Raw genomic sequence first — 22,579 nt, forward strand, 5'->3', positions numbered from 1 at the left:
GCCGCTCACGCGAACGTGTAGCAATCGGCCGCACATTGCGCCACACGGCCTCAACCAATTTCAGCGAGCCCGACTGATGACCATCGATCTCACCCGCCGCATCCTGCTGCAACTCGCCGGCGCCACCTCGCTTGCGATGGCGGCCGCAGCTGCGGCGCGTGCCGAGGGGACGCTGCAAGGCGCCGGGCCGACCTATGCCAGCCGCACGCCGATGCGGGTCGGCATGGTGACGCTGCGGGTGAAGAATCTCGACACGGTCGCGGACTACTATCGCGATGTGATCGGCCTCACCGTGATGGAGCGCTCGGCGACCGCTGCAAGGCTCGGCACATCAGGCCTCACGCTGCTGGTGCTAGAGGCCCGCCCCGATGCGGCCATCGAGCCGCGCAACGCCGCCGGCCTCTACCACACCGCCTTCCTGATGCCGACCCGCAAGGACCTTGCGCGCTGGCTGGTTCACGCGGCCTCGCATCGGGTGAAGCTGTCGGGCTTCGCCGATCATCTCGTCAGTGAGTCGGTCTATCTCGATGATCCCGAAGGCAACGGCATCGAAGTCTATGCCGATCGCGATCCTTCGCAATGGCAGTGGAGCGAGGGCAGCGTGAAGATGGCGTCCGACGAGCTCAACATTCCCGATCTCCTGTCGCTGACCAACACGCGCGTGCCGGATTATGGCAAGGCGCCGGACGGCCTCCGCATCGGCCACATGCATCTGCGCGTCGGCGATCTCGCGCAGGCCGCAGGCTTCTATCACGGCGCGATCGGCCTCGATCCGACCCGCAGCCGAAATGGCGCGGCGTTCCTGTCGTCGGGCCGCTATCATCACCACCTCGGCATCAACGTCTGGCAGAGCCAGGGCGCCGGCCAGCGCGACGACCGGATGACCGGCTTGGCCTGGTTCTCGCTGGTGACGGACAAGCCGGACATCCTCGCCGCCCAGGAGCAGCGCCTGCGCAAGGGCGGCGCGCAAGTCACGGCGCTCGCAGACGGGCTGGAGGCGATCGATCCTTGGGGGACGCGGGTGCGGCTGCTCAAGGCCTGAACGAGAGCTGGCTACTTCAGCCTGCAGCACGCTCGGCGACGACGTCCTGGTCCGACCAGCTCCAGCGTCCGCCTCCACTGCGCTTGGCGGCGTAGAGCGCGCGGTCGACACGATCCAGCAGCTGCGAGGCCTTGGCTGCGGCCACCGGTCCGGTGCTGACGAGAATGCCGGCGCTCGCCGCGATGCGGACCGGAATGTCCGCCAGCAGGAACGGCATCGAGAGATCGCGAATGGCCTGGCGCGTCAGCGCGAGCGCTTGCTCGCGGCCGTCGTCGCCTGCCGCAACCGGTTTGAGCATCAGGAATTCGTCACCGCCGAAGCGTGCAGCAATGCCGACGCTGCCGACGCAGGACGACAGCCGCTCCGCGACCTGACGCAGCAAATCGTCACCGGCTTGATGGCCGTGACGGTCGTTGACCGGCTTGAAGCCGTCGAGATCGATGGCGACGATGGCGAAGTCGTCCTGTGTCTCCGCCAGCGCCTGGAAGAACGCGGCGCGGTTCGGCAGTCCCGTGAGGAAGTCGTGGGTGGCCTGCCGCGCCAGCCGGTGCTTGGCTTCGAGGCGCTCCACGAAGGCGGCGCTGAGATGCCTGGAGGCCTCGCGCAAGGTCAGCCAGAAGAACACCAGCATGAGCGCGCCGATCTTATAGGCGAATTCGGGCCGCAGCAGGCCGCCGACGATGGTCGGCATCAACAGGATGGCCGCCGTGTTGAGGATGATCCACGGACGGATCGCCGCGCGCGAAACCATGCCGACGCAGAACGACATCGAGAGCCCGAACGCGATCCAGGCGCCGGGGTCGTCGTCGATCTCGAGCGCACGATAGGAGAGCATGCCGAGCGCAAGGCCGAAGGCGGATGCGCCGGCCCCATACAGCCGTTCCCATCGGATCACGTCGGCATCGGAGAATTGCGCCGCGCGCGACCGGTAGCGGAACAGGGAGTAGATGCGGGCCGCGGCCGTGACGAAGATGAAGACCGAGATGACGGCATAGCCGATATCGCCGCTCATGACGGCAAGCGCCACGGCACCCGTCACCGAGGTGAGGCCGATGGCGGACACCTGCGGCAGCGACGTGTACAGGAGATCGACGAGCTCGCGCCGGATGCGCGGATCGGGATGCAAATACCTGGACAGCATTGTGAGAGGCATGCCGGCACCATCGCCGCCACTCCCTAACATGGGGTAGGCAGTCGGCGCGACATGATGGCCGGCGCGCAACGTCCTTAAGGAGTGGTCAATGCGCGAGCTTGCCGACGATTTCCTCGCATGTTAGCAGCGGTTAACGGGGCCTTGCAGCGCCCCGATGCCTTGGGAATCTTGCCCGCCATGTCGGAATTTCGCGGTGTCTTCCCCTATCTGGTGTCGCCCGTCGATGCCGACGGCACGGTGCGCACGGGCGTGCTTGCAAAGCTTTGCGACGATCTGATCGACGCCGGCGTGCACGGACTGACGCCGCTCGGCTCGACCGGCGAGTTCGCTTATCTCAATCCGGCGCAGCGGACCGAGATCGTGCGGACCACGATCGAGGCCGCGAGGGGGCGCGTGCCCGTGGTCGCCGGCGTCGCCTCGACCTCGACGGCGGACGCGGTGGCGCAGGCGAAGGCCTATCAGAAGCTCGGCGCCGACGGCATCCTGGCCATTCTGGAAGCCTATTTCCCGCTCACCGACGCCCAGATCGAATCCTATTTCCGCGCCATCGCGGATGCCGTCGACATTCCCGTCGTCATCTACACCAACCCGCAATTCCAGCGCTCCGATCTCACGCTCGATGTCATCGCGCGGCTCGCCGGGCATCCGCGCATCGGCTACATCAAGGATGCCTCGACCAACACCGGCCGGCTGCTCTCGATCATGAACCGCTGCGGGGACTCCCTGCGGGTGTTCTCGGCCTCCGCCCATATCCCGGCCGCGGTGATGCTGATCGGCGGGCTCGGCTGGATGGCGGGCCCGGCCTGCATCATCCCGCGCCAGAGCGTCGCACTCTACGATCTCTGCAAGGCCGGCCGCTGGGATGAGGCCATGACGCTCCAGCGCAAGCTGTGGCGCATCAACGAGGCCTTCGCGCGCTTCAACCTCGCCGCCTGCATCAAGGCGGGGCTGGCGAGCCAGGGCTATGATGTCGGCGATCCCATTCCGCCGCAGGCACCGCTGACGGCCGATGCACGCAAGGTCGTGGAAGCGGCGCTGCGGGAGCTGGCGTGAGCTTCTCTCCCCGTTGTCATGGCCGGGCTTGACCCGGCCATCCACGTCTCAAGCACGGAAGCACGAACGTGGATGCCTGGGACAAGCCCGAGCATGACGAATCCACGGCCCCGCCGCCCAAAACCGCGGCTGGCCTCGCATGCCTCGATCCGCTAAAAGGCTGCCGCATTTCAAGAGACTTCGAGGATCCCACGGAATGAACATTCTTCCCGGCAATTTGCGTTTCGGAGCGGGCCAGCCCGTCAAGCGTTTGGAAGACCAGCGACTGCTGACCGGGAAGGGGCAGTTCATCGACGACAAGCCGGAAGAAGGCGCGCTATGGTTGTACGTGCTGCGCTCGCCGCATGCCCACGCCAGGATCGTCTCGATCGACACCGGAGCAGCGGCATCGATGCCCGGCGTTGCCGCGATCTACACCGGGGCGGATCTCGTCAAGGACGACATCGGTACCATCCCGACCTTGAGCATCTTCAAGCGCCCCGACGGCAAACCGATGACGGTGCCGCCGCGCCGCCTGCTCGCCCATGAGGTCGTGCGCTATGCGGGCGAAGCCGTGGCCGCAGTGGTGGCGGCCTCGCGCGCGGACGCCCAGAGCGCGGCCGAGGCGATCGTCGTCGACTACGACGTGCAGCCCGCGGTGGTGGACCCGGTCGAGGCCGTGAAGCCAGGTGCGCCCGTGGTGTGGCCGGAGGCGCCTGACAACATCGTCGGCGCGATGTCCTACGGCGATGCCGCCAAGGTGGACGAGGCTTTTGCCAAGGCCGCGCACACGGTCGAGCTCGATCTCGTGAGCCAGCGCCTCGTGCCGTCAGCGATGGAGCCGCGCTCCACCATTGCTGAGATCGACAAGAAGACCGGCCGCCTGCTGCTGCACGTGCAATCGCAGACGCCGGCCTCGACCCGCGACGTGCTGGCGGAGGCCGTGCTGAAGCGTCCCAAGGATAGCATCCGCGTGCTGGTCGGCGACATCGGCGGCGGCTTCGGCCAGAAGACTAATCTTTATCCCGAGGACGGCATCGTCGCTTACGCCGCGACCAAGCTGAACAAGAAGATCCGCTGGCGCGGCGACCGCACCGACGAATTCGTCGGCGGCACCCATGGCCGCGATCTGACCTCGACCGCGTCGTTCGCGCTGGACGAGAAGGGCAAGGTGCTGGCCTATCGCGTCAAGTCGATTGGCTGCACCGGCGCGTACTCCTCGGGTGCCGCGAACATCATTCCGCTGGTGCTCGGGCCGTTCGTGCAGACCGGCGTCTACGACCTGCCGCTGGTGCATTTCGAGGTGCAGTCGGTGATGACCCACACCGCACCGGTCGGCGCCTATCGCGGCGCGGGCCGTCCCGAGGCGGTGTTCATCGTCGAGCGGCTGTTCGATGCCGCCGCGCGAAAGATCGGCATGGATCCCCGCGCGATCCGCAAAGCCAATTACATCAAGCCGGCGCAGCTGCCCTACACCAACGCGGCCGGGCAGGTCTACGATTCCGGCGCGTTCGCCCACATGCTCGATCGCGCCGTGAAGCTCGCCGACTGGGACGGCTTTGCCGCGCGCAAGAAGGCGGCGAAGAAGAAGGGCTTGCTCTACGGCCGCGGTCTCACCTCCTACATCGAATGGACCGGCGGCCGCGCCCACACCGAGAAGGTCAGCCTGCACGCGACCTCGCAGGGGCGCGTCGTACTGCATTCCGGCACCATGGCGATGGGGCAGGGACTGCAGACCACCTACACCCAGATGATCTCCGACACGCTGGGCATTGCCATGGACAAGATCGACGTCGTCCAGGGCGACACCGATCTCGCGCAGGGTTTCGGCAGCGTCGGCTCGCGCTCGCTGTTCGTCGGCGGCACCGCGGTCGCGGTCTCCTCCAACGATCTGATCCAGAAGGCGCGCGAGAAGGCGGCGAACGTACTGGAAACCTCGATCGAGGACATCGAATATCAGGGCGGCATGCTCACCGTGGTCGGCACCGACCGCCGCATCAGCCTGTTTGATCTCGCCGAGAAGGAAGGTGGCGCCAAGCTCAGCGTGGATTCCGAAGGCGAGGTCGACGGTCCGAGCTGGCCGAACGGCACGCATATTTGCGAGGTCGAGATCGACCCGGAGACCGGCGTGTCCAAGGTCGTGCGCTACACCACGGTCGACGACGTCGGCGTCGCCGTGAACCCGATGCTGGTCACCGGCCAGATCCACGGCGGCGTCGCGCAAGGCATCGGCCAGGCACTGTATGAGGGCGTTTCGTACGATGCCGACGGCCAGCTCCTCACCGCGAGCTACCAGGATTACTGCATCCCGCGCGCCGACGACGTGCCTCCGATCGTGGTGACGCTGGATGATTCCGCGCCCTGCCGCACCAATCCGCTCGGCGCCAAGGGCTGCGGCGAATCCGGCGCCATCGGCGGTCCGCCCTGCGTCACCAACGGCGTGATGGACGCGCTCGCCGAGCTCGGCATCACCCAGCTGAATACGCCCCTGACGCCGCAGAAGATCTGGAAGGCGATCAAGGACGCGAAGGCGGCGGGTTAAGGGCAGCGGTTTGTTACACCGGCTGTCGCGACACACTCAACTGTCGTCCCGGGGCGCGCAGCGCGAGCCCGGGACCCATAACCACAGGGAGTGGTTGTGGTGGGAAGTTGGCAACTCTGAGTCCCCGTGACCACATTTTCCGGCGGTTATGGGTCCCCGCCTTCGCGGGGACGACACCGAGGGTGCAGGGGCGGATTCCTCAAATCCCCAGCATCATCTTCGCGATGATATCGCGCTGGATCTCCGACGTGCCGCCGAAGATCGTGTACGCCCGGCCATTGAGATATTCCGGCACCACCGTCAGCATCTCCTCGGGCGTCGCCGGCTCGTGGTTGAGCTTGTAGAGCGGGCGCATCGGCTCGACGGCGAGGGCGTCGTGGCCGATGACGTCGACCCCGAGCCGCGTCACGGCCTGGCGTATTTCACTGTTGCGCAGCTTAAGGATCGAGGACACCGCGCCGGGATTCTGCCCGGTCTGCAGCGCCGAGAGCACGCGCAGCTCGGTCATCTCCAGCGCGTCGATGTCGACTTCGACTTCGGAGATGCGAGAGGCGATATCGGGGCTGTCGATGGCGCGGCCGGTCAGATCCGATTCAGCGAGATCCGCGATCGCCTTCAAGCCCTCGCGCAGCTTGGCTGAGGCGATGCCGGAGCCGCGCTCGAACTCGAGTAGATATTTTCCGTAGGTCCAGCCTTTGCCTTCCTCGCCGACGCGGTTGGCGACGGGCACGCGGACGTCGTCGAAGAACACCTGGTTGACCTCATGGTCGCCGCCGATCGTGAGGATGGGACGCGTGGTGATGCCCGGCGTTGTCATGTCGATCAGGATGAAGCTGATCCCGTCCTGCTGTCGCGGCCCGTCGCTGGTGCGCACCAGCGCGAACATGCGGTTGGCGTGGTGGGCGTGCGTGGTCCAGATCTTGGTGCCGTTGATGACGTAGTCGTCGCCGTCGCGAACCGCGCGCGTCTTCAGCGAAGAGAGATCGGAGCCGGAGCCCGGCTCGGAATAGCCCTGGCACCAATAGTCCTCGCCGGAGAGGATCCGCGGCAGGTAGAAGTTCTTCTGCTCGGGGCTGCCGAAACCGATGATGACGGGCCCGACCATCTTCACGCCCATCACGTTGACGTTGGGCACGCCGGCGCGTGCGGACTCCGTCTCGAAAATCCAGCGTTGCGCCGGTGTCCAGGCCGGCCCGCCATATTCGACCGGCCAGCCCGGCGCGCCCCAGCCTTGTTTATGCAGCGCGCGCTGCCAGGCCATGCCGATGTCCGGGTCGGAGAACACCGACGGCGTCAGCGCGGTCGCGCGCTTCATCTCCTCGGTGAGATTCTTTGCGATGAAGCTGCGCACCTCGTCCTGGAAGGCGCGCTCTTCGGCGTTGAACGACAGGTCCATGAATCTCTCCCGGTGTCAGGCCTTGCGGCCGAGTTCGGCGTGACGGGCATAATGATGCGCGCTGCCGCCGAACAGCGTGTCGAAGGCGACGAGGCGCTTGAAATAGGCGCCGACCTCGAGCTCCTCGGTGACGCCCACGCCGCCGTGAAGCTGGATCGACTGCTCGCCGACGAAGCGCGCGCATCTGCCGATCTTGGCTTTCGCGCCCGACGCCGCCCGGGCACGCTCGGTCGGCGCGGCATCGACCTTCAACGCAGCCCGCAGCGCCATCGAGCGCGCCTCGTCGACCTGCATTGCCATGTCGGCCAGACGATGGCGGATGACCTGGTTGGCCGAGAGCGGCCGGCCGAACTGTTTTCTGATCTTGGTGTAGTCGAGCGTGGAGTCGAGCAGCGTTTGCATGATGCCGACGGCCTCCGCCCCTAATGCGGCCATGGCGCGGTCGATGGCCCATTCGATCGCAGGCAGCGTGTCGTGACCGTCGCCGAGCAGCGCGTCCTCTGGCAGATGCACATCGGACAGTGTGACGTTGCAGGCGCGACCGCCGCCGAGGCGCGGATAGTCGGAAATCGCGAGGCCCGGCGCTGTTGCCGGGACCACGAACAGGCCGATCCGCCCGGAAGGACCATGATGATCGTGAATAAGGGCGGAGACGATGATCTCATCGGCGGCGTGGCCATCGAGCACCGCGATCTTGCTGCCGGCGAGGCGCCAGCCTTGCGTCGTCCTGGTCGCCGATGTCGCGACCTTGGCAAGATCGAACCTTGACGCGCGCTCCGAATGCGCAAACGCGAGCTTCAGGGATCCATCGGCGATCTTGGGCAGGCTCGCCTGCTTCTGCCCATTGGTTCCGCATCTGGCGATCAGTGCGGCGCCCAGCACCACGGTCGCGACATAGGGCTCCGAGACCAGCCCACGGCCGAACGCCTCCATCAAGATGCCGATCTCGACCGCGCCGCCGCCGAGGCCCTCGAACTCCTCGGGAAGCGGCAGTGCCAGCCAGCCGAGCTCGGCGAACTGCTTCCACACCGCCGGGCTGAAGCCGAGCGGATCGTTCGCCATCTTGCGGCGGTGATCGGCATTGTAGCTTCCAGCCACGAAGCGCTCCGCGCTCTCGCGCAGCAGCCTTTGCTCGTCACTGAGATTGAGGTCCATCGCCGCTACTCCGCGGCCGCCGGCGGCTTGCGCACCGAGGGATGCAGGCCCGAGGGATCGACGATCATTCCGAACTCCTGGAGATTGTGCGCGTGGCAGAGCTGATGCAGCGCAAAGGCCTGGTCGATCGCGGCGGGCTGGCCCATCACGTCGACCGAGCGGTTCACCGCTTCCTTGGTCATCTTCAGCGCGAAGGCTGGCTTTGCAGCGACCCTGCGCGCCAGCGCCAGCGTGCTCGCAGTCAGCTCCGCACGCGGCACGACCTGATTGACCATGCCGAGCCGATGCGCCTCCTCGGCGCTCCAGTTGTCGGCGGTGAACAGGAACTCCTTGGCCTTGCGCGGACCGAGCTCCCAGGGATGCACGAACCATTCGACGCCGCAGACGCCCATGGTCACGACCGGGTCGCAGAACTGCGCGTCGTCGCTGGCAACGATCAGGTCGCAGGCCCAGGCCAGCATCAGCCCGCCGGCGATACACTTCCCGTGCACCTCGGCAATGGTCGGTTTTGCCAGGTTGCGCCAGCGCCGGGTGATCTGGAGATAAATTTCCTGCTCGCGCGCGAAGCGGCCATGAGCATTCGGTTCGGCAAAGCCGCCCCAATTCCCGATCGGTGGAAAATCGACGCCGGCGGTATTTTTGCCACCGGGACGCAAATCGTGGCCGGAGGAGAAGTGCGGGCCGTTTCCGGCGAGGATGATCACCTTGACCTCGTCGTCCTGCACCGCCGCGTCGAAGGCGGCGTTGAGGTCGTAGGTCATCTGCAGGTTCTGCGCGTTGCGCGCCTCCGGCCGGTTCATCACGACCCGGGTGACCGCCGGATCCGGCCTCTCCACCAGGATGGTCTCGAACGAGGTCATCGCGCTTCCCCCTCAGCGTTGCCAGTTTGATCTTATTGTTCCGCCAAGTTGACTATGTCGGCCAGGGATAGGCAAGAGGCTTGCGTCAGTCGGCTGCTTTTCGCGCCGCCGGCACAAGATGTCTGGCACCACGCGCGCTCAATCTGGTAGTTTGCGCCGATTCCACCGGGAGAAATTGAATGCGCAAGATCCTGACCGTGCTGGCGGCGCTGGCCTCGCTGAGCCTCACCAATTGCGGCTACAACGCGATCCAGAGCGAGGACGAGCAGATCAAGGCCAATTGGTCCGAGGTCGTGAACCAGTATCAGCGCCGCGCCGATCTCGTGCCCAACCTCGTGAACTCCGTGAAGGGTTTCGCCCAGCAGGAGAAGGACGTGCTGCTCGGCGTCACCAATGCGCGCGCGAAGGTCGGCAGCATCCAGGCGACGCCTGAGGTGTTGAACGATCCCGCCGCGTTCCAGAAGTTCCAGGCCGCCCAGGGCGAGCTCTCCAGCGCGCTGTCGCGGTTGCTGGTCGTCACCGAGAACTATCCGCAGCTCAAGTCGGATGCCCTGTTCAAGGATTTGATGTCGCAGCTCGAGGGCACCGAGAACCGCATCACGGTGGCGCGCAACCGCTACATCAAGTCGGTGCAGGACTACAACGTCACCATCCGCTCGTTCCCGAGCAACCTCACCGCGATGGTGTTCGGCTACAAGGAGAAGCCGAACTTCTCGGTCGCAAACGAGAAGGAGATCTCGACCGCGCCGAAGGTTGACTTCAACCCGGCACCGGCGCCGTCGAAGTAAGCGCGTTTGGCTTTGATGCCCAACACACACTCAGCTGTCATTCCCCGCGCAGGCGGGGAATCCAGGACGCCGCGGCCTTTCCGTATCTTGCTGGCGTCTCTGGAATACTGGATCGCCCGGTCAAGCCGGGCGATGACGCTCAGTGTGTGGCGCGCGGTTTTCGTTGCGGCACTCGTCCTCGCCTTCGCGCTCCCCGCCTCCGCCGATGTCGCCGTCCCCGAGCTCACCGGCCGCGTGGTCGATCAGACCGGCACGCTCTCCAGCAGCGACGTCGCCTCGCTGTCACAAAAGCTGCGCGACTTCGAGACGCGCAAGGGGAGCCAGATCGCCGTCCTGATCGTGCCGACCACGCAGCCGGAGACGATCGAGCAATTCTCGATCCGGGTCGCGGAGGCCTGGAAGATCGGCCGCAAGAAGGTCGACGACGGCGCCATCCTCGTTGTGGCCAAGAACGACCGGCATCTGCGCATCGAGGTCGGCTACGGCCTCGAAGGCGCGCTGACCGACGTCACCTCGCGGCGGATCATTGACGAAATCATCACGCCAAAATTCAGGAGCGGCGATTTTGGCGGCGGCATCTCCGATGGCGTCGACCGAATGATCCGTGTCATCGACGGCGAGCCGCTGCCTGTTCCGTCGCCGACCGTGAATTTCGGCAATCTGGACGATATTGCGCCGCTGTTCATCGTGACGCTGTTCGCTTCAATCGGGGTCGGTGGATTCTTCCGGGCGGTGCTCGGGCGGCTGGTCGGATCGTTGGCGACCGGCGGAATCATCGCCGCGCTCAGCTGGCTCATTCTCGGCTCTTTTACGCTCGCCATGGCTCTTGGTGCGCTCGGTTTCGTCATCGGCTTCATTGCCGATCTGTTTTCGGCGATCACGCCCGGCCCCGGCCGCTCGCGCGGAGGCTCTTGGTCGAGCGGCTCGTCGTCGGGTGGCTGGAGCAGCGGATCGTCGAGCAGCGGTGGCTTCAGCGGCGGGGGCGGCAGTTTTGGCGGCGGCGGCGCCTCGGGGAGCTGGTAGCGGTCATGAGCATCAAGCGCATTGCCAGACATCTCGTGCAGCATCATTGGCGCGCACAGCAGATCTTTCCGCCCGCCGTGCTCGGACGCATCGAGCAGGCGATCAAGCAGGGCGAGACCACCCATTCCGGCCAGGTGCGTTTCGTGGTCGAAGGCGCACTCGACGGCGCGCCGCTGTTCCGCAACCAGCCGGCGCGCGCTCGCGCGCTCGACGTGTTCTCGCATCTGCGCATCTGGGACACCGCGCATAACAACGGCGTCCTGATCTATCTCCTGCTCGCCGACCGCGACGTCGAGATCGTCGCCGACCGCGGCATTCATGCCAAGGTCGGTGCAGAGGGCTGGGAGCGCATCTGCCGCGCGATGGAGGCCGAGTTCGCCGCCGGCCAGTTCGAGCGCGGCGTGATCGGCGGCATCGCAGCGGTGTCGCGCGAATTGTCGCGGCACTTCCCGCCGCAGGGCCCGCAGAGCAACGAGCTGCCGGATGTGCCAGTCGTGATGTGAGCGAGTGTGATGTGAGGTGGGTGCTGCCTCCGCCGTCATTGCCGATCAGACCGCCTCTGCGGAAAGATCCCGGATTGCTTCGCTGCGCGCGCAATGACGGTGAGAGAGCCAAGCCTATTCCGCGGCCGTTCATCTTGCCCCGGTTACAAATTGTTTCACGCCCGCCACACCGGTTCCATCTTCCCGGCTCAATTCAGCCCCTGATGACTTCCTAAAATTTCGGTAAGCGGGTCCGCAAGTAAGGATTTCGCAAGCAATGAAAGTTACCAAAAGGTCAACCCAGACTGGAGTATTTGAGCCGTGAGCGAACCAATGCCCGAGCAGGCTGCCCAGGACACCGGCGTCGTCGAAGCTGCCGCGACCGCGCCGCAGACCGTCGAGGCTGCCGGGATCGAGGCGCCCTCGATTGCGCCGGACCACGAGGCGCCGCCCAAGCCTGATCCGGTCAAGCCTGATCCGGTCAAGGTCGAGCCGCCAAAAATCGAAGCATCCCGGATTGAGGCTCCAAAGCTCGAAGCCAAAGCCGAAACCAGGCCCGAGCCGAAGCCCGGCAAGCTCATCGTCATGGCGCCCTCGGAGCGGTCGTGGAACGGCTCTCGGGACCGCGAGGATTTTGCTCCGAATGTGAAGGCGGACGAGGCGCGCGAAACCGGCAGCAAGCGCCGCCTGTCCGCGATGGCCGCGGTGGTGGCGATCGCGGCGAGCGTCGGCGCGATCAGCGGCGCGCTCGCAACGGCCGGTATGATGCATTTCGCCGCACCGGCCCAGGCGCCGGTGCAGGTCGCCGATACCAGCGCGCTCGATGCTTCGGTTGCCCGGATCGATGCCGACCTCGTCGCGCTCAAGGCCAATGTCGAGCACAGTTCGAAAACCGGCGTCACCCAGTTCAACCGGGCCAACGACCGTCTCGACAAGCTCGAGAAGGCGCAGGCCGAGCCGATGGCCAGGATCGCAAAACTCTCCGAGACCGTCGACAAGCTCCGTGCCGCGCCGCCCGCGGCCCCCGCACAGGCCGCCGCGTCGCCTGCAAAGGAGACCACCGGCTCGATCGCGCCGGCGCAGGTTGCGACCGCCGCCGCCGCCGCACCGGCTCCGGTGACTGCCGCGCCCAAGGCCGATGTCGGTCGCCTGCCGACGGTCGACGGCTGGCGGCTCCGCAACGCCGGCAATGGCGGCGCACTGATCGAGGGGCGCGACGGGCTCTACGAGGTCTATCCCGGCGATCCCATCCCGGGCCTCGGCCGCGTCGATGCAATCCGCCGCCAGGATGGCCGCTGGGTTGTCGTCACCAGCAAGGGGCTGATCGTCTCGCGCTGAGCAGCCCGGATACGGCTCTCGAAAGGCGCTTCACCACCATGTGAAGCGCCTTTTTGCTTGAATAGGCCGACCGCCGCGGTGTTACGTCAGGCATGAGCCGCGCGTTGCGAATTCTCCTTGCTGCCGCCGTCCTGCTTGGCGGTGCCGCCGCGCTATCGGCCGCAGAGATTGCGCCGTTGACGCGCGGCACGGCCGTCACCGATCCTGCTTTACTGCGCAGGCTCGACGAGAGCGATGCATTCACGCTCCAGCGCCTGTTGTCGCCGGAACGAACGGCCGACGGCCCGCTGACGACCGAGCGGCTGTTCGCGTCGCTGCCCCAGCTCAAGGACATTCCGCCGGCGATCGATGCGGAGTTCGACCGCTACATCGTCAGCCAGAAGACGGCCTATCCAACTGAGACCATCGGCGTCGGCGAAGGCTTCGACGTGCAGCTGTTCGATCGGGCCAATCTGAATTCCCGCGACACGCGCTTCGTGCTGGCCGGCATCGTCAACCGCATGGACCGTGCCTACGCGTTGGAGGAGTCCTGCGGCGAGATACGGCTGATCTACCGTCTCGCGCGGTTCGACGGCACGACCGCGACGCGGCTGCCGATGACGCTCAATCTGGTGATGAAGGCGCGCGACGCACGACGGACAGACGCACAGGGCACGCCGATCAGTTGCGCCGAGATCGCGCGGCGCTGGCTCGACCATGGCAATTGGCAGGAGCTGATTGGCAGTCGAGACGACGCCATGCTCGATCGCATCGAGACCAATATTCAGCTCTCGGTCGCGGCGAAATCGGCGCTGCATGATTTCCGCTCCGACTATCTGCTCAAGGTGTTCAAATACGACGCCGCCACCAAGACATTCGCAGAATCGACGCTGGAGAACCAGATCGACCGCGACCGGATCATGGCGGACGATGGGCTTCGGCGCGATTTCAAGGATTGGCTGCTCGCACCCCAAAATCTTCGCGAGCTCGATCGCGGCACCGTGCTGATCCCCGAGAAATTCCTGGCCAGGAGTGCGGTGGTGCCGACGCCAGCCGGCCTCGATGCTTCGGCACTGCAGCCTGAATTCGGCATGATGCAAGGGGAGGGCAAAGGCGAGCCGGTCTTCACCGATAACGACGTGGTCGGTGCGTTGAAGCAGGCGGCCGCGCGCGGTGACATGCAGAACATCCGCTCGGTCGCAGGCTTCCAGCGCCGTCTCAACGACGTCACCTGCTCAGGTTGTCACCAGACCCGCGGCATCGGTGGCTTTCACTTTCCGGGCGTGGATTGGCTGGCGGACAAGCCGTCGAATTCCACCATCGTGCCGGCGTCGCCGCATTTTGTCGGCGACCAGCTCCGCCGCCGCGACATCCTGACCGCCTTCGCCGCGGGCAAGCGTCCTGATTTCTCGCGCGGATTTGCGAGCCGGCCGCAGACCCGCGGTAGCCGCCAGCTCGCCGGGAGCGAGTATGAAGACGGCTGGGGCGCACATTGTTCCCTGCAGGCGGGACCTGGAACGCCGGACAAGAGTTTTACGTCATGGAGCTGTGCTACAGGCTTGACCTGTCAGGCCGCCACGGCTTCACGCCACATCGGCATGTGCTTCATCAAGACGCGTTAGGCCAACGAGCGATCTGCAAGCGATTGGATGACCCATGACGGATAGCAGCAACGCCAACAAGTCGCGCAATCGCGAGATCGCGCGCAATGAGGAAGCCAAGCAGGTCGCCGGCAGCGCTCGCGTCAGCCTCTGGGCGATCGCGGTGGCCGTCATCGCAGGAGGGATCCTCTTCACGCTCGGCTGGCTGGGGATGCGGTAGCGGCGCTGTCGTCATGCCCGGGCTTGTCCGGGCATCCACGTTCTCGTCTCAGCGCTCAAGATCGTGGATGGCCGGGACAGGCCCGGCCACGACGGAGCCGCGCTTCCGCGCTGGCGCATTTCACTTCGCGTAGTTCGTCATCCGGTTGCCCGGCAGCAGATCATAGGCCGGCTTCCAGCCGGGGAGGGCGGCCATCCGGCCGAGCCAGGCGTGGATGGCGGGATGGCTCGCCGCGAAATCGAAGCCGTGCTCGTCGCTGGGATAGTGCAGATAGGCCATCATCGAGATGTCGGCGACCGTCGGCCTCGCACCGATCGCGAAGTCATTGTGCTGGAGATGGCCGTCGAGGATGCCGAGGAAGTCCTCGAGCCGGCGCCGAAAGTGCTTCAGCACCTGCGGGTCGTTCTTCTCGGTGAAGGCGCGCATGAAGCGGTAGGTCGCCATGTAGCCGGTAAGCTTGTGGTTGTCCCAGAACAGCCAGCGCAGCAGCTCGAACTTCTCGTCCTCCGTCTTGGCGCCGAAACGGCCGTATTGCTCGGAGAGCTTCAACAGCAGCGGCGCCGTCTGCGTCATCTTCACGCCGTCGACTTCAAGGACGGGAATCTCGCCCATCTCGTTGACGGCCTTGCGCCATTCCGCCGTCCGCGTGACGCCGCCGCCGAAATCGGTCCACACCGGCTCGAACGTCTCGCCGCACAGCGTCAGCATCAGCGCCAGCTTGTAGCTGTTGCCGGATTCGGGGAAGTAGTGCAGGCGGTAGTTGGGCATGGGACCTCGCGAGGCGTGATGTTGGCGGCGAAGCTACATCGCCCCGCATCGTCCTTGCGAGCGCGGCGAAGCAATCCAGCAATGCATCCGCGGCGACACTCCGGGGTGCTTAGCTGCGCTCGCAGGGAAGGAGCTTGCGGGGCGAGCCTACCCTACCGCCCCCGATGACCGTAGCTGCCTGATCGCGGCCTCGTCGTATCCCGCCTCACGCAAAATCTCGTCACTGTGCTCGCCGACGCCGGGCGGCTTGCGCGGCTGGACCTTCTTGGTGCCGTCGATCCAGATCGGGCTGGAGATGGTGAGCATGGTATCGTTCTCGAATGGCACCAGCACCTCGTTGTCCAGCATCTGCTTGTCGTTCGGGATGTCGTCGAGAATGGCGACGACGCCGAACACGAGGCCGTTGCCGTCGAGGATCTTGCGCCATTCGGCGAGGTCCCGGGTTGCGAAGGTCTCGTCGAAGATCTTGATCAGCTCCACCGAGCGGGCGTGACGGTCGGCCTTGGTGGCGAAGCGCGGATCGTTGATGAGGTCTTCGCGCCCCAGGCACTTCGCCAGCGCGGGAAACTGTTTCTCCTCGCTCAGCAGCGACAGGATCAGCCAGCGGCCGTCCTTGCACTGATAGTGGTTGGCGACCGCGTTCAGCGCGCGTTCGCGCGGACGCCGCTCGCCGAATGTGGCGCCGCAGAGCTTGGCCTGCGCCAGCACGCTCGCGGCCCAGACGCCGTTCGCCATCAGATTGGAGGCGACGTGCGAGCCCTTGCCGGTCTTCTCGCGCTGATACAGCGCAGTGACGATGGCGCCGTAGAACGCCATGGCGCAGGGGTGGTCGCCCATGCCGGCGACGGAGCGGGCCGGGGTGGTGTCGGTGTCGGCGCGGACCAGATCCATCAGGCCGGAGCGCGCCCAATAGGCGTTGCTGTCAAAGCCGGGCTTGTTGGCCTCCTCGCCCTTTTCGCCATAGCCGGTGAAGGAAGCGTAGATCAGCCGGTCGTTGAGATGGGCGAGATGGTCATAGGTGATGCCAAGCTTGGCGCGCACCGGCGGCGGCATGTTGGTGATGAAGACGTCGGCTTCTTCGACCAGCTTGTAGAGCACGGCCTGCGCCTCGGGCTTTGCGAGGTCGAGCGCGATGCTCTTCTTGTTGCGCGCTTCCAGCAGCCAGGCGAAATTATGCTCGCCAGTGGGATAGCCAGGCAGGTTCGGCAAATTGCGATAGGGATCGCCGGCGCCGGGCGGCTCGATCTTGATGACATCGGCGCCGAAATCCGACAGCACGGTCGCGGCCGCGGGCGCTGCGATGAAGCTCGCGCAGTCCAGAACCTTCAGGCCCGAAAAGATGCCCTTTTCCATCGCGGCGTAGCTCCCTCGCTCTTGTCGTTTCCCGCGCGCTGGAATTGACGCGGGCAGGTGATGGCAGCATTAGACCGATGTTTCCGCGGGATGCAACGGCGTCCGGCGCAGGGCCTCACTCCTTCCCCGCAAGCAACGCCGCGTTGCCGCCGGCTGCGGCCGTGTTGATCGTCACGGTCTGCTCGGTCGCAAAGCGGGCGAGGTAGTGCGGGCCGCCAGCCTTGGGGCCGGTTCCCGACAGGCCGTTGCCGCCGAACGGCTGCACGCCGACCACGGCGCCGATCATGTTGCGATTGACATAGATGTTGCCGATTTGGAGGCGGTCAATGATGGCCTCGACGGTGTCATCGATGCGGGAATGGATGCCGAGCGTGAGGCCGTAGCCGGTGCGCTCGATCGCAGCAAGCACGCGCTCGAGGTTTTCGGCGCGGTAGCGCACGACGTGAAGGATCGGGCCGAAGACCTCCGCGGTGAGCTGGCCGGCGTCTTTGAGCTCGAAGATATGCGGGGCGACGAAGCAGCCCCGCGGCGCAGCGCCGGCGAAATGCAGCCGTGCGTCGCTCGTCAGCCGCACGATATGCGCATCCAGCCGCTGCTTGGCCTCCATGTCGATCACCGGGCCGACATGGGTTGCGACGTCGCTGGGATCGCCGATCTTGAGCTCGCGCGCAGCGCCCGCAATCATCTCGATCATGCGGTCGGCGACGTCCTCCTGCACGAACAACAGCCGCAGCGCCGAGCAGCGCTGGCCGGCGGAACGGAACGCCGATGTCACGACGTCGTCGGCGACCTGCTCGGGCAGCGCTGTGGCATCCGCGATCATGGCGTTGATGCCGCCGGTCTCCGCGATCAGCGGCACGATCGGCCCGTCCTTGGCGGCGAGTGTCCGATTGATCAAGCGCGCCACCTCGGTCGAGCCGGTGAAAACGACGCCGGCGATATCGGCGTGCGCGGTGAGGGCGGCGCCGATGCGGCCGTCGCCGACAATGAGATGCAGCGCATCTTTCGGAATGCCCGCTTCGTGCAGCAGGGCGACGGCCTCGCGCGCGATGCGCGGCGTCTGTTCAGCCGGCTTGGCCACCACGCTGTTGCCGGCCATCAGGGCCGCCGTGACCTGGCCAAGTAAGATCGCCAGCGGAAAATTCCACGGCGAGATCGCGACGAAGACACCGCGGCCGCGCATCGCCAGCGCATTGCTCTCGCCGGTCGGGCCCGGCATCGCCGTCGCGCTGCCGAATTCCTTGCGGCCCTCAGCGGCATAATAGCGGCAGAAGTCGACGGCTTCGCGCAGCTCCGACAGCGCGTCGTCGAGCGTCTTGCCGCCTTCGGCCTGCAGCAGTGCAATGAAGCGGGCGCTGCGGCTCTCCAGGAGAAGTGCGGCCTGCTCCAGCGCTGCCGCACGCGTGGCCGCCGGTGTCCGGCTCCAGGCCGCAAAGCCCGTGCGCGCCTTGGCCACCGCCGCATGGGTTTGATCCGGCGTGGCATCCGCGATCGGCTCGAGAGGGGTCGCTGCAGACTTGACGTCGGTGAGCAAGCGGTCAAGCGCGGTGCGCTCGCCGAATTCGACGCCGCGCGAATTGCGCCGCTCCGGCGCGTAGAGATCGCCCGGCAGGGGAATCTTCGGATGGGCCGCCGCCTGCGGCCGGACGATGGCGTCGGCCGGACGCTGCAACAGCGCAGTGACAGGCACGCGATCATCCGCGGCCTGCGCCACGAACGAGGAATTGGCACCGTTCTCCAGCAGCCGCCGCACCAGATAGGCGAGCAGGTCGCGGTGGCTGCCGACCGGCGCATAGGTGCGGGTGGCGATGTCAGGATGGTCCTTCGCCAATTGCTCGTAGAGCGCTTCGCCCATGCCATGCAGGCGCTGGAATTCGAAGCTGCCGCCATCCCCGGCAAGCGCCAGCACGGTCGCGACCGTCAGCGCATTGTGGGTGGCGAATTGCGGGAAGATGCGCGGCCGCAAGGAAAGCAGCTTGGTCGCGCAGGCGACATAGTTCAAATCCGTCGTCGCCTTGCGCGTGAACACCGGATAGCCGTCCAGCCCGCGCTCCTGCGCGCGCTTGATCTCGGTGTCCCAATAGGCGCCCTTGACCAGCCGCACCATCAGCTTGCGGTCATGTGCGCGCGCGAGTGCGTCGACGTAGTCGATCACCGCCCCGGCGCGCTTCTGATAAGCCTGGATCGCGAGGCCAAATCCGTCCCAACCTCTCAGCGAGACATCGGCGAGCGTTGCCGCGATCACATCGAGCGACAGCTCCAGCCGATCGGCCTCCTCGGCATCGACGGTGAAGTTCAGGTCATGGGCCTTGGCACGCTGCGCGAGGTCGAGCAGCAGCGGCACCAGCTCGGCCATTACGCGGTCGCGGCTGATCGCCTCGAAGCGCGGATGCAATGCCGAGAGCTTGACCGAAATGCCGGGCCGGTCGGGCAGGGGATTGCTGCCTGCAGCCTTGCCGATGGTCTCGATCGCGCTGGCATAGGAATCGAAATAGCGCTTGGCGTCCGTAGCCGTGCGCGCGCCTTCGCCGAGCATGTCGAAGGAATAGCGCGGCCTCTCGCCGGAGCGCGGCTTTGCCCGCTCCAGCGCCTGCGCGATGGTCTCGCCCAGCACGAAATGATTGCCCATCAGCCGCATCGCCTGACGCGTGGCGGTACGCACCGCAGGCGCGCCGAGCCGCTTGACCAGGCGGCCGATGGTGCCGTCTGGCGTCTCGCCGGGCTGGATCACCCGCGCCGACAGGCCGAGCGCCCAGGCCGAAGCGTTGACCAGGAACGCCGTGGATCTGGTCTCGTGGTGGATGAAGTCACCCTCGCCGAGCTTGTCCTCGATGAACTGGTCGGCGGTGCGCGCGTCGGGCACGCGCAGCAGGGCCTCCGCCAGCACCATCAGCGCGAGCCCTTCCTTGGTCGAAAGTGCGAACTCCCGCAGCATGTCCTCGACCCCGCCCAACCGGTCATCGCGCTTGCGGATCGCCTCGATCAGCCGGGTCGCGGTGCGGTCGATCCAGGCCTCATGCGGCGGACTGAGATGTGACGCGGGCAACAGCCGCGCGGCGATCTCGGCATCATCGGGTGCGTATGGTGCGGTGAAGGGCTGCGGAACGTTCGGCATGGCGTGTCCTGTGGTGCAAATCCAGGATAAGGTCCGCGTGACCGTAGTTCGATAGACAATATCGTCGATTTGCCTTAGAAAATGAAGGTATGATGCCGTAAGGCCGGATGAAGTATGGATCTTGATCGAATCGACCGGAAGATCCTCTCGATTTTGCAGGAGGACGGGCGCATCGCCAATGTCGAACTCGCCGAGCGCATCGGCTTGTCGCCGACCTCGATTGGAGAGCGGCTGAAGCGCTTGCAGCGCGAGGGCTTCGTCGAAGGCTATGGCGCGCGGCTCAACCCGCACCGGCTCGGTCTCGGCCTCCTGGTGTTCGTCGAGGTGCTGCTCGACAAGACCACGCCGGACAATTTCGAGCGGTTTGCGCGCGCGGTGAAACTCGCGCCTGAAGTGCTCGAATGTCACATGGTTGCCGGCGGTTTCGACTATCTTGTGAAGGCGCGGCTTGCCGACATGGCGGCGTATCGACGCTTTCTCGGCGAGACCCTGCTGTCGATGCCGGGTGTGCGCGAGACGCGGACCTATGCGGTGATGGAGGAGATCAAGCGCGACGCACCGTTACCGGTGGGCTGACGAAGTGCCGTCGCGATTGTCATTGCTGGGGCGTTGAACGAGCGGTCCTCGCGGGAAATAGCTCTCCGTGTGCAGTCGCAACGCCTGTCGTCGAATGCACTGGCCGTCTTCTAAAATTTTCTTGGCCCGGCTCCCGGATCGATCCGGGAGGCAGCAATAGCTGGCGGGCTTATACTTTGAGGTTCTCTGCGGAAGTCTTGCCCCGGTTTGCGATCTCTTCGTATTCCACCGTCTGTCCTTCGTTCAGGGACGACAGACCGGCTTTCTGCACTGCCGAGATATGCACGAACACATCCTTGCCGCCCGACGCAGGCTGGATAAATCCATAACCCTTCGTCGGGTTGAACCACTTGACCGTACCTTTAGCCATCACGACTTCTCCGCGGGTCTTCCTCCGAGATCTCGAACCGCCAATCCCCGCCAACCGGCCGGTTCGGTCCTAACAGGATACGCGGAATGTGGCTGGCTTGGTAGCTCAAACCACATCCGCCTTTCGCCGAATTCCGCTCAACTTCGCGGCGCTTTTACCGTTTTTGCCCGTTTCGCGGTCACTTGGCCTGCGCGATTTGCGTGGTCAGTCAATACGTCGCGGCCAGGTAATCGACGATCTTGCCGACATCGGCATCGTCGATCGGTGCACCATAGACCTTGATCATCTTGGTCACCTCGGCCTGCCAGAAGCTTTTCTTGTCCTTCATCGGCGGCTGCGTCTTGATGTAGTCGGCCGAGTGGCAGGCGCTGCAATTGCCCTGCACGGTTTCGAGATTGGGCCCGGCCTTGAAAGCCGCGACCTCGTCCGGAAGCTTGTAATTGACGGGCGCCGCGGTCACGGCCGCGACGCCGATGGCGAGGGTAAGCGTGATGGCGAGGAAGACGGTGCGCTGCATGGTCATTCTCCTCAGGCCACGGTGACGCGAACGGTTTCGACGACGTTGCGCAGATAACCCGCTGGGTTCCAGCGCGGCGTATCCGGCTGCGTCTCGCCGCCATTGCCGGTGGCGCGGACCTTCAATTCGACCTGGCCGGCAGCGAGCTTCACCGGCAGCATCCATTCGCGGAACGAATATTTGCCGAGATCCTTGCCGAGCTTGGCGCTGGTCCAGGTCTTGCCGCCGTCGGTGGAGATTTCGACCTGCTTGATGCCCTTGCCGCCGTCGAAGGCGATGCCGCGCAGCGTCGTGCGTCCCGCTTTCAGCTTTGCACCATCAGGCACGCTGGTGATGAAGGAGCGGATGGTGAAGCGGTTGATCGGGATCGTCGCTTTCGGTGCGGTGCCGGGCTCGACCGAATTGTTCGGCGTGTCCGGAATGCGATAGGCCGACTTCATCCAGAAGCCGTCATAGACGTTGTCGACGACGGTGATCTCGTTGAGGTGCTTGACCCAGTAGGTACCGTAATAGCCGGGCACGATCAGGCGCAGCGGGAAGCCGTTGAGGAACGGCAGATCCTCGCCGTTCATGCCATAGGCCAGCATCACCTCGCCGTCACTGGCGTGATCGAGATCGAGCGCCTTGACGAAATCGGGCGTCTTGTCGCTGACTGGCCCGTCCATGCCGCCAAACGTGACCTGCTTGGCGCCGGCCTGTACGCCGGCCATGTCAAGCACGGCCTTCAGCGGCACGCCGCGCCAGCGCGCGCAACCCATCGCGCCGTTGGCGAGCTGGCCGCCGGCGACGCGCGGCTCGAAGAAGCCACGGCTGTTGCCGGAGCACTGGTTGACGGCGACGATCTCGGTCGCCTTCATCTTCCTGATGTCCTTCAGCGACAGCTTCAGCGGCTTGTCGACCTTGCCCTTGACCTCCAGCGTGAACTTGTCGGGATCGAGATTGTAGGGGAGGTCAGAGAGGTGATAGCGCACAAAGAACGCATTGTTAGGGGTGATCGGGCCGTCGTTGAAGATCGCGAACGGGGTCTCGAGCTGCGGCGGCCGGCTGGTGAGGCCGATCATCGGCCGCTTCTGCGGATATTTCACCAGCGGCCGCTCGCCATTGGCGAAGGGCAGCGTGACGGTGTCGAGTGCCAGCGCCTTGCTGGAATTCAGCGTGGCCGCGAGTGCGGTGAACCCCGCTCCTTTGAGCAGGTCGCGTCGATCGAACATCTGGTCCCCTCCCGGGAGCTTTTCGTTGGTTCGCGGTCATCACCGCGAGCCCGCGCTC

The 22,579-nt window shown here is 65.5% G+C and carries 20 protein-coding genes; 10 read left to right on the top strand and 10 right to left on the bottom strand.

Annotated features, from left to right (window positions below):
• Positions 1 to 76: 76 nt before the first annotated feature.
• Positions 77 to 1,042, top strand: coding sequence for a VOC family protein (locus tag JQ580_RS27260; RefSeq protein WP_212283423.1), 966 nt, complete (start codon positions 77 to 79; stop codon positions 1,040 to 1,042).
• A gap of 16 nt (positions 1,043 to 1,058) precedes the next feature.
• Here JQ580_RS27260 and JQ580_RS27265 read toward each other — a convergent pair whose 3' ends face one another.
• Entirely contained in the window at positions 1,059 to 2,195 is a 1,137-nt protein-coding gene (locus tag JQ580_RS27265) for a GGDEF domain-containing protein (protein ID WP_212283425.1), read from the bottom strand.
• A gap of 177 nt (positions 2,196 to 2,372) precedes the next feature.
• On the opposite strand from JQ580_RS27265, the gene JQ580_RS27270 reads away from it, so the two are divergent.
• Entirely contained in the window at positions 2,373 to 3,248 is an 876-nt protein-coding gene (locus tag JQ580_RS27270) for a dihydrodipicolinate synthase family protein (RefSeq protein WP_212283427.1), read from the top strand.
• A 196-nt stretch (positions 3,249 to 3,444) separates the two neighbouring features.
• Positions 3,445 to 5,769 carry a xanthine dehydrogenase family protein molybdopterin-binding subunit gene (locus JQ580_RS27275; protein WP_212283429.1) on the top strand — a complete coding sequence of 775 codons (2,325 nt, stop codon included), beginning with the start codon at positions 3,445 to 3,447 and terminating at the stop codon, positions 5,767 to 5,769.
• 199 nt (positions 5,770 to 5,968) lie between these two features.
• Here the strand turns inward: JQ580_RS27275 and JQ580_RS27280 are convergent, their stop codons facing one another.
• Genes JQ580_RS27280 through JQ580_RS27290 form a run of 3 tightly spaced genes read right to left on the bottom strand, consistent with a single transcriptional unit; the run spans position 5,969 to position 9,180 of the window.
• The gene (locus JQ580_RS27280; protein ID WP_212283431.1) at positions 5,969 to 7,165 is read right to left on the bottom strand and encodes an acyl-CoA dehydrogenase family protein; all 1,197 of its coding nucleotides are present in this window, start codon (positions 7,163 to 7,165) and stop codon (positions 5,969 to 5,971) included.
• A gap of 15 nt (positions 7,166 to 7,180) precedes the next feature.
• The gene (locus tag JQ580_RS27285; RefSeq protein WP_212283433.1) at positions 7,181 to 8,320 is read right to left on the bottom strand and encodes an acyl-CoA dehydrogenase family protein; all 1,140 of its coding nucleotides are present in this window, start codon (positions 8,318 to 8,320) and stop codon (positions 7,181 to 7,183) included.
• A gap of 5 nt (positions 8,321 to 8,325) precedes the next feature.
• Positions 8,326 to 9,180 carry an enoyl-CoA hydratase gene (locus tag JQ580_RS27290; protein ID WP_212283435.1) on the bottom strand — a complete coding sequence of 285 codons (855 nt, stop codon included), beginning with the start codon at positions 9,178 to 9,180 and terminating at the stop codon, positions 8,326 to 8,328.
• Positions 9,181 to 9,359: 179 nt separating this feature from the next.
• On the opposite strand from JQ580_RS27290, the gene JQ580_RS27295 reads away from it, so the two are divergent.
• From JQ580_RS27295 to JQ580_RS27320, 6 genes are all read left to right on the top strand, one after another.
• Positions 9,360 to 9,968, top strand: a complete 609-nt coding sequence (locus JQ580_RS27295; RefSeq protein ID WP_100178068.1) for a LemA family protein — start codon at positions 9,360 to 9,362, stop codon at positions 9,966 to 9,968.
• A 132-nt stretch (positions 9,969 to 10,100) separates the two neighbouring features.
• Complete coding sequence (locus tag JQ580_RS27300) at positions 10,101 to 10,991, top strand: TPM domain-containing protein (RefSeq protein ID WP_212283437.1); 891 nt, start codon at positions 10,101 to 10,103, stop codon at positions 10,989 to 10,991.
• Positions 10,992 to 10,996: 5 nt separating this feature from the next.
• Positions 10,997 to 11,494 (top strand): TPM domain-containing protein, encoded by a 498-nt coding sequence (locus JQ580_RS27305; protein WP_212283440.1) that lies wholly within the window; start codon positions 10,997 to 10,999, stop codon positions 11,492 to 11,494.
• A 312-nt stretch (positions 11,495 to 11,806) separates the two neighbouring features.
• Complete coding sequence (locus JQ580_RS27310; RefSeq protein ID WP_212283525.1) at positions 11,807 to 12,811, top strand: hypothetical protein; 1,005 nt, start codon at positions 11,807 to 11,809, stop codon at positions 12,809 to 12,811.
• Positions 12,812 to 12,903: 92 nt separating this feature from the next.
• Positions 12,904 to 14,412 carry a P-loop NTPase family protein gene (locus tag JQ580_RS27315; RefSeq protein WP_212283442.1) on the top strand — a complete coding sequence of 503 codons (1,509 nt, stop codon included), beginning with the start codon at positions 12,904 to 12,906 and terminating at the stop codon, positions 14,410 to 14,412.
• 34 nt (positions 14,413 to 14,446) lie between these two features.
• Positions 14,447 to 14,611: a hypothetical protein gene (locus JQ580_RS27320; protein ID WP_212283444.1), complete on the top strand. Its 165-nt coding sequence runs from the start codon at positions 14,447 to 14,449 to the stop codon at positions 14,609 to 14,611.
• A gap of 120 nt (positions 14,612 to 14,731) precedes the next feature.
• Here JQ580_RS27320 and JQ580_RS27325 read toward each other — a convergent pair whose 3' ends face one another.
• From JQ580_RS27325 to putA, 3 genes are all read right to left on the bottom strand, one after another.
• Positions 14,732 to 15,379, bottom strand: coding sequence for a glutathione S-transferase family protein (locus JQ580_RS27325; RefSeq protein WP_212283446.1), 648 nt, complete (start codon positions 15,377 to 15,379; stop codon positions 14,732 to 14,734).
• Between the two features lie 147 nt (positions 15,380 to 15,526).
• On the bottom strand, positions 15,527 to 16,732 hold the full coding sequence (locus JQ580_RS27330) for a CaiB/BaiF CoA transferase family protein (RefSeq protein WP_212283448.1): 1,206 nt from the start codon (positions 16,730 to 16,732) through the stop codon (positions 15,527 to 15,529).
• 115 nt (positions 16,733 to 16,847) lie between these two features.
• A complete protein-coding gene (gene putA / locus JQ580_RS27335) occupies positions 16,848 to 19,847 on the bottom strand; it encodes a bifunctional proline dehydrogenase/L-glutamate gamma-semialdehyde dehydrogenase PutA (RefSeq protein ID WP_212283450.1) in 3,000 nt (999 codons plus the stop codon).
• A gap of 114 nt (positions 19,848 to 19,961) precedes the next feature.
• Between putA and JQ580_RS27340 the strand changes: the two genes are divergently transcribed.
• On the top strand, positions 19,962 to 20,423 hold the full coding sequence (locus JQ580_RS27340; RefSeq protein ID WP_106948963.1) for an Lrp/AsnC ligand binding domain-containing protein: 462 nt from the start codon (positions 19,962 to 19,964) through the stop codon (positions 20,421 to 20,423).
• Between the two features lie 169 nt (positions 20,424 to 20,592).
• Here JQ580_RS27340 and JQ580_RS27345 read toward each other — a convergent pair whose 3' ends face one another.
• From JQ580_RS27345 to sorA, 3 genes are all read right to left on the bottom strand, one after another.
• Positions 20,593 to 20,793, bottom strand: a complete 201-nt coding sequence (locus JQ580_RS27345) for a cold-shock protein (protein WP_008134691.1) — start codon at positions 20,791 to 20,793, stop codon at positions 20,593 to 20,595.
• Positions 20,794 to 21,001: 208 nt separating this feature from the next.
• A complete protein-coding gene (gene sorB, locus JQ580_RS27350; RefSeq protein ID WP_212283452.1) occupies positions 21,002 to 21,310 on the bottom strand; it encodes a SorB family sulfite dehydrogenase c-type cytochrome subunit in 309 nt (102 codons plus the stop codon).
• An 11-nt stretch (positions 21,311 to 21,321) separates the two neighbouring features.
• A complete protein-coding gene (gene sorA / locus JQ580_RS27355) occupies positions 21,322 to 22,521 on the bottom strand; it encodes a SorA family sulfite dehydrogenase catalytic subunit (protein WP_212283454.1) in 1,200 nt (399 codons plus the stop codon).
• Between the last annotated feature and the right edge of the window lie 58 nt (positions 22,522 to 22,579).

Source organism: Bradyrhizobium sp. SZCCT0148, from assembly GCF_018129985.1.
Classification (GTDB): Bacteria; Pseudomonadota; Alphaproteobacteria; order Rhizobiales; family Xanthobacteraceae; genus Bradyrhizobium; species Bradyrhizobium japonicum_H.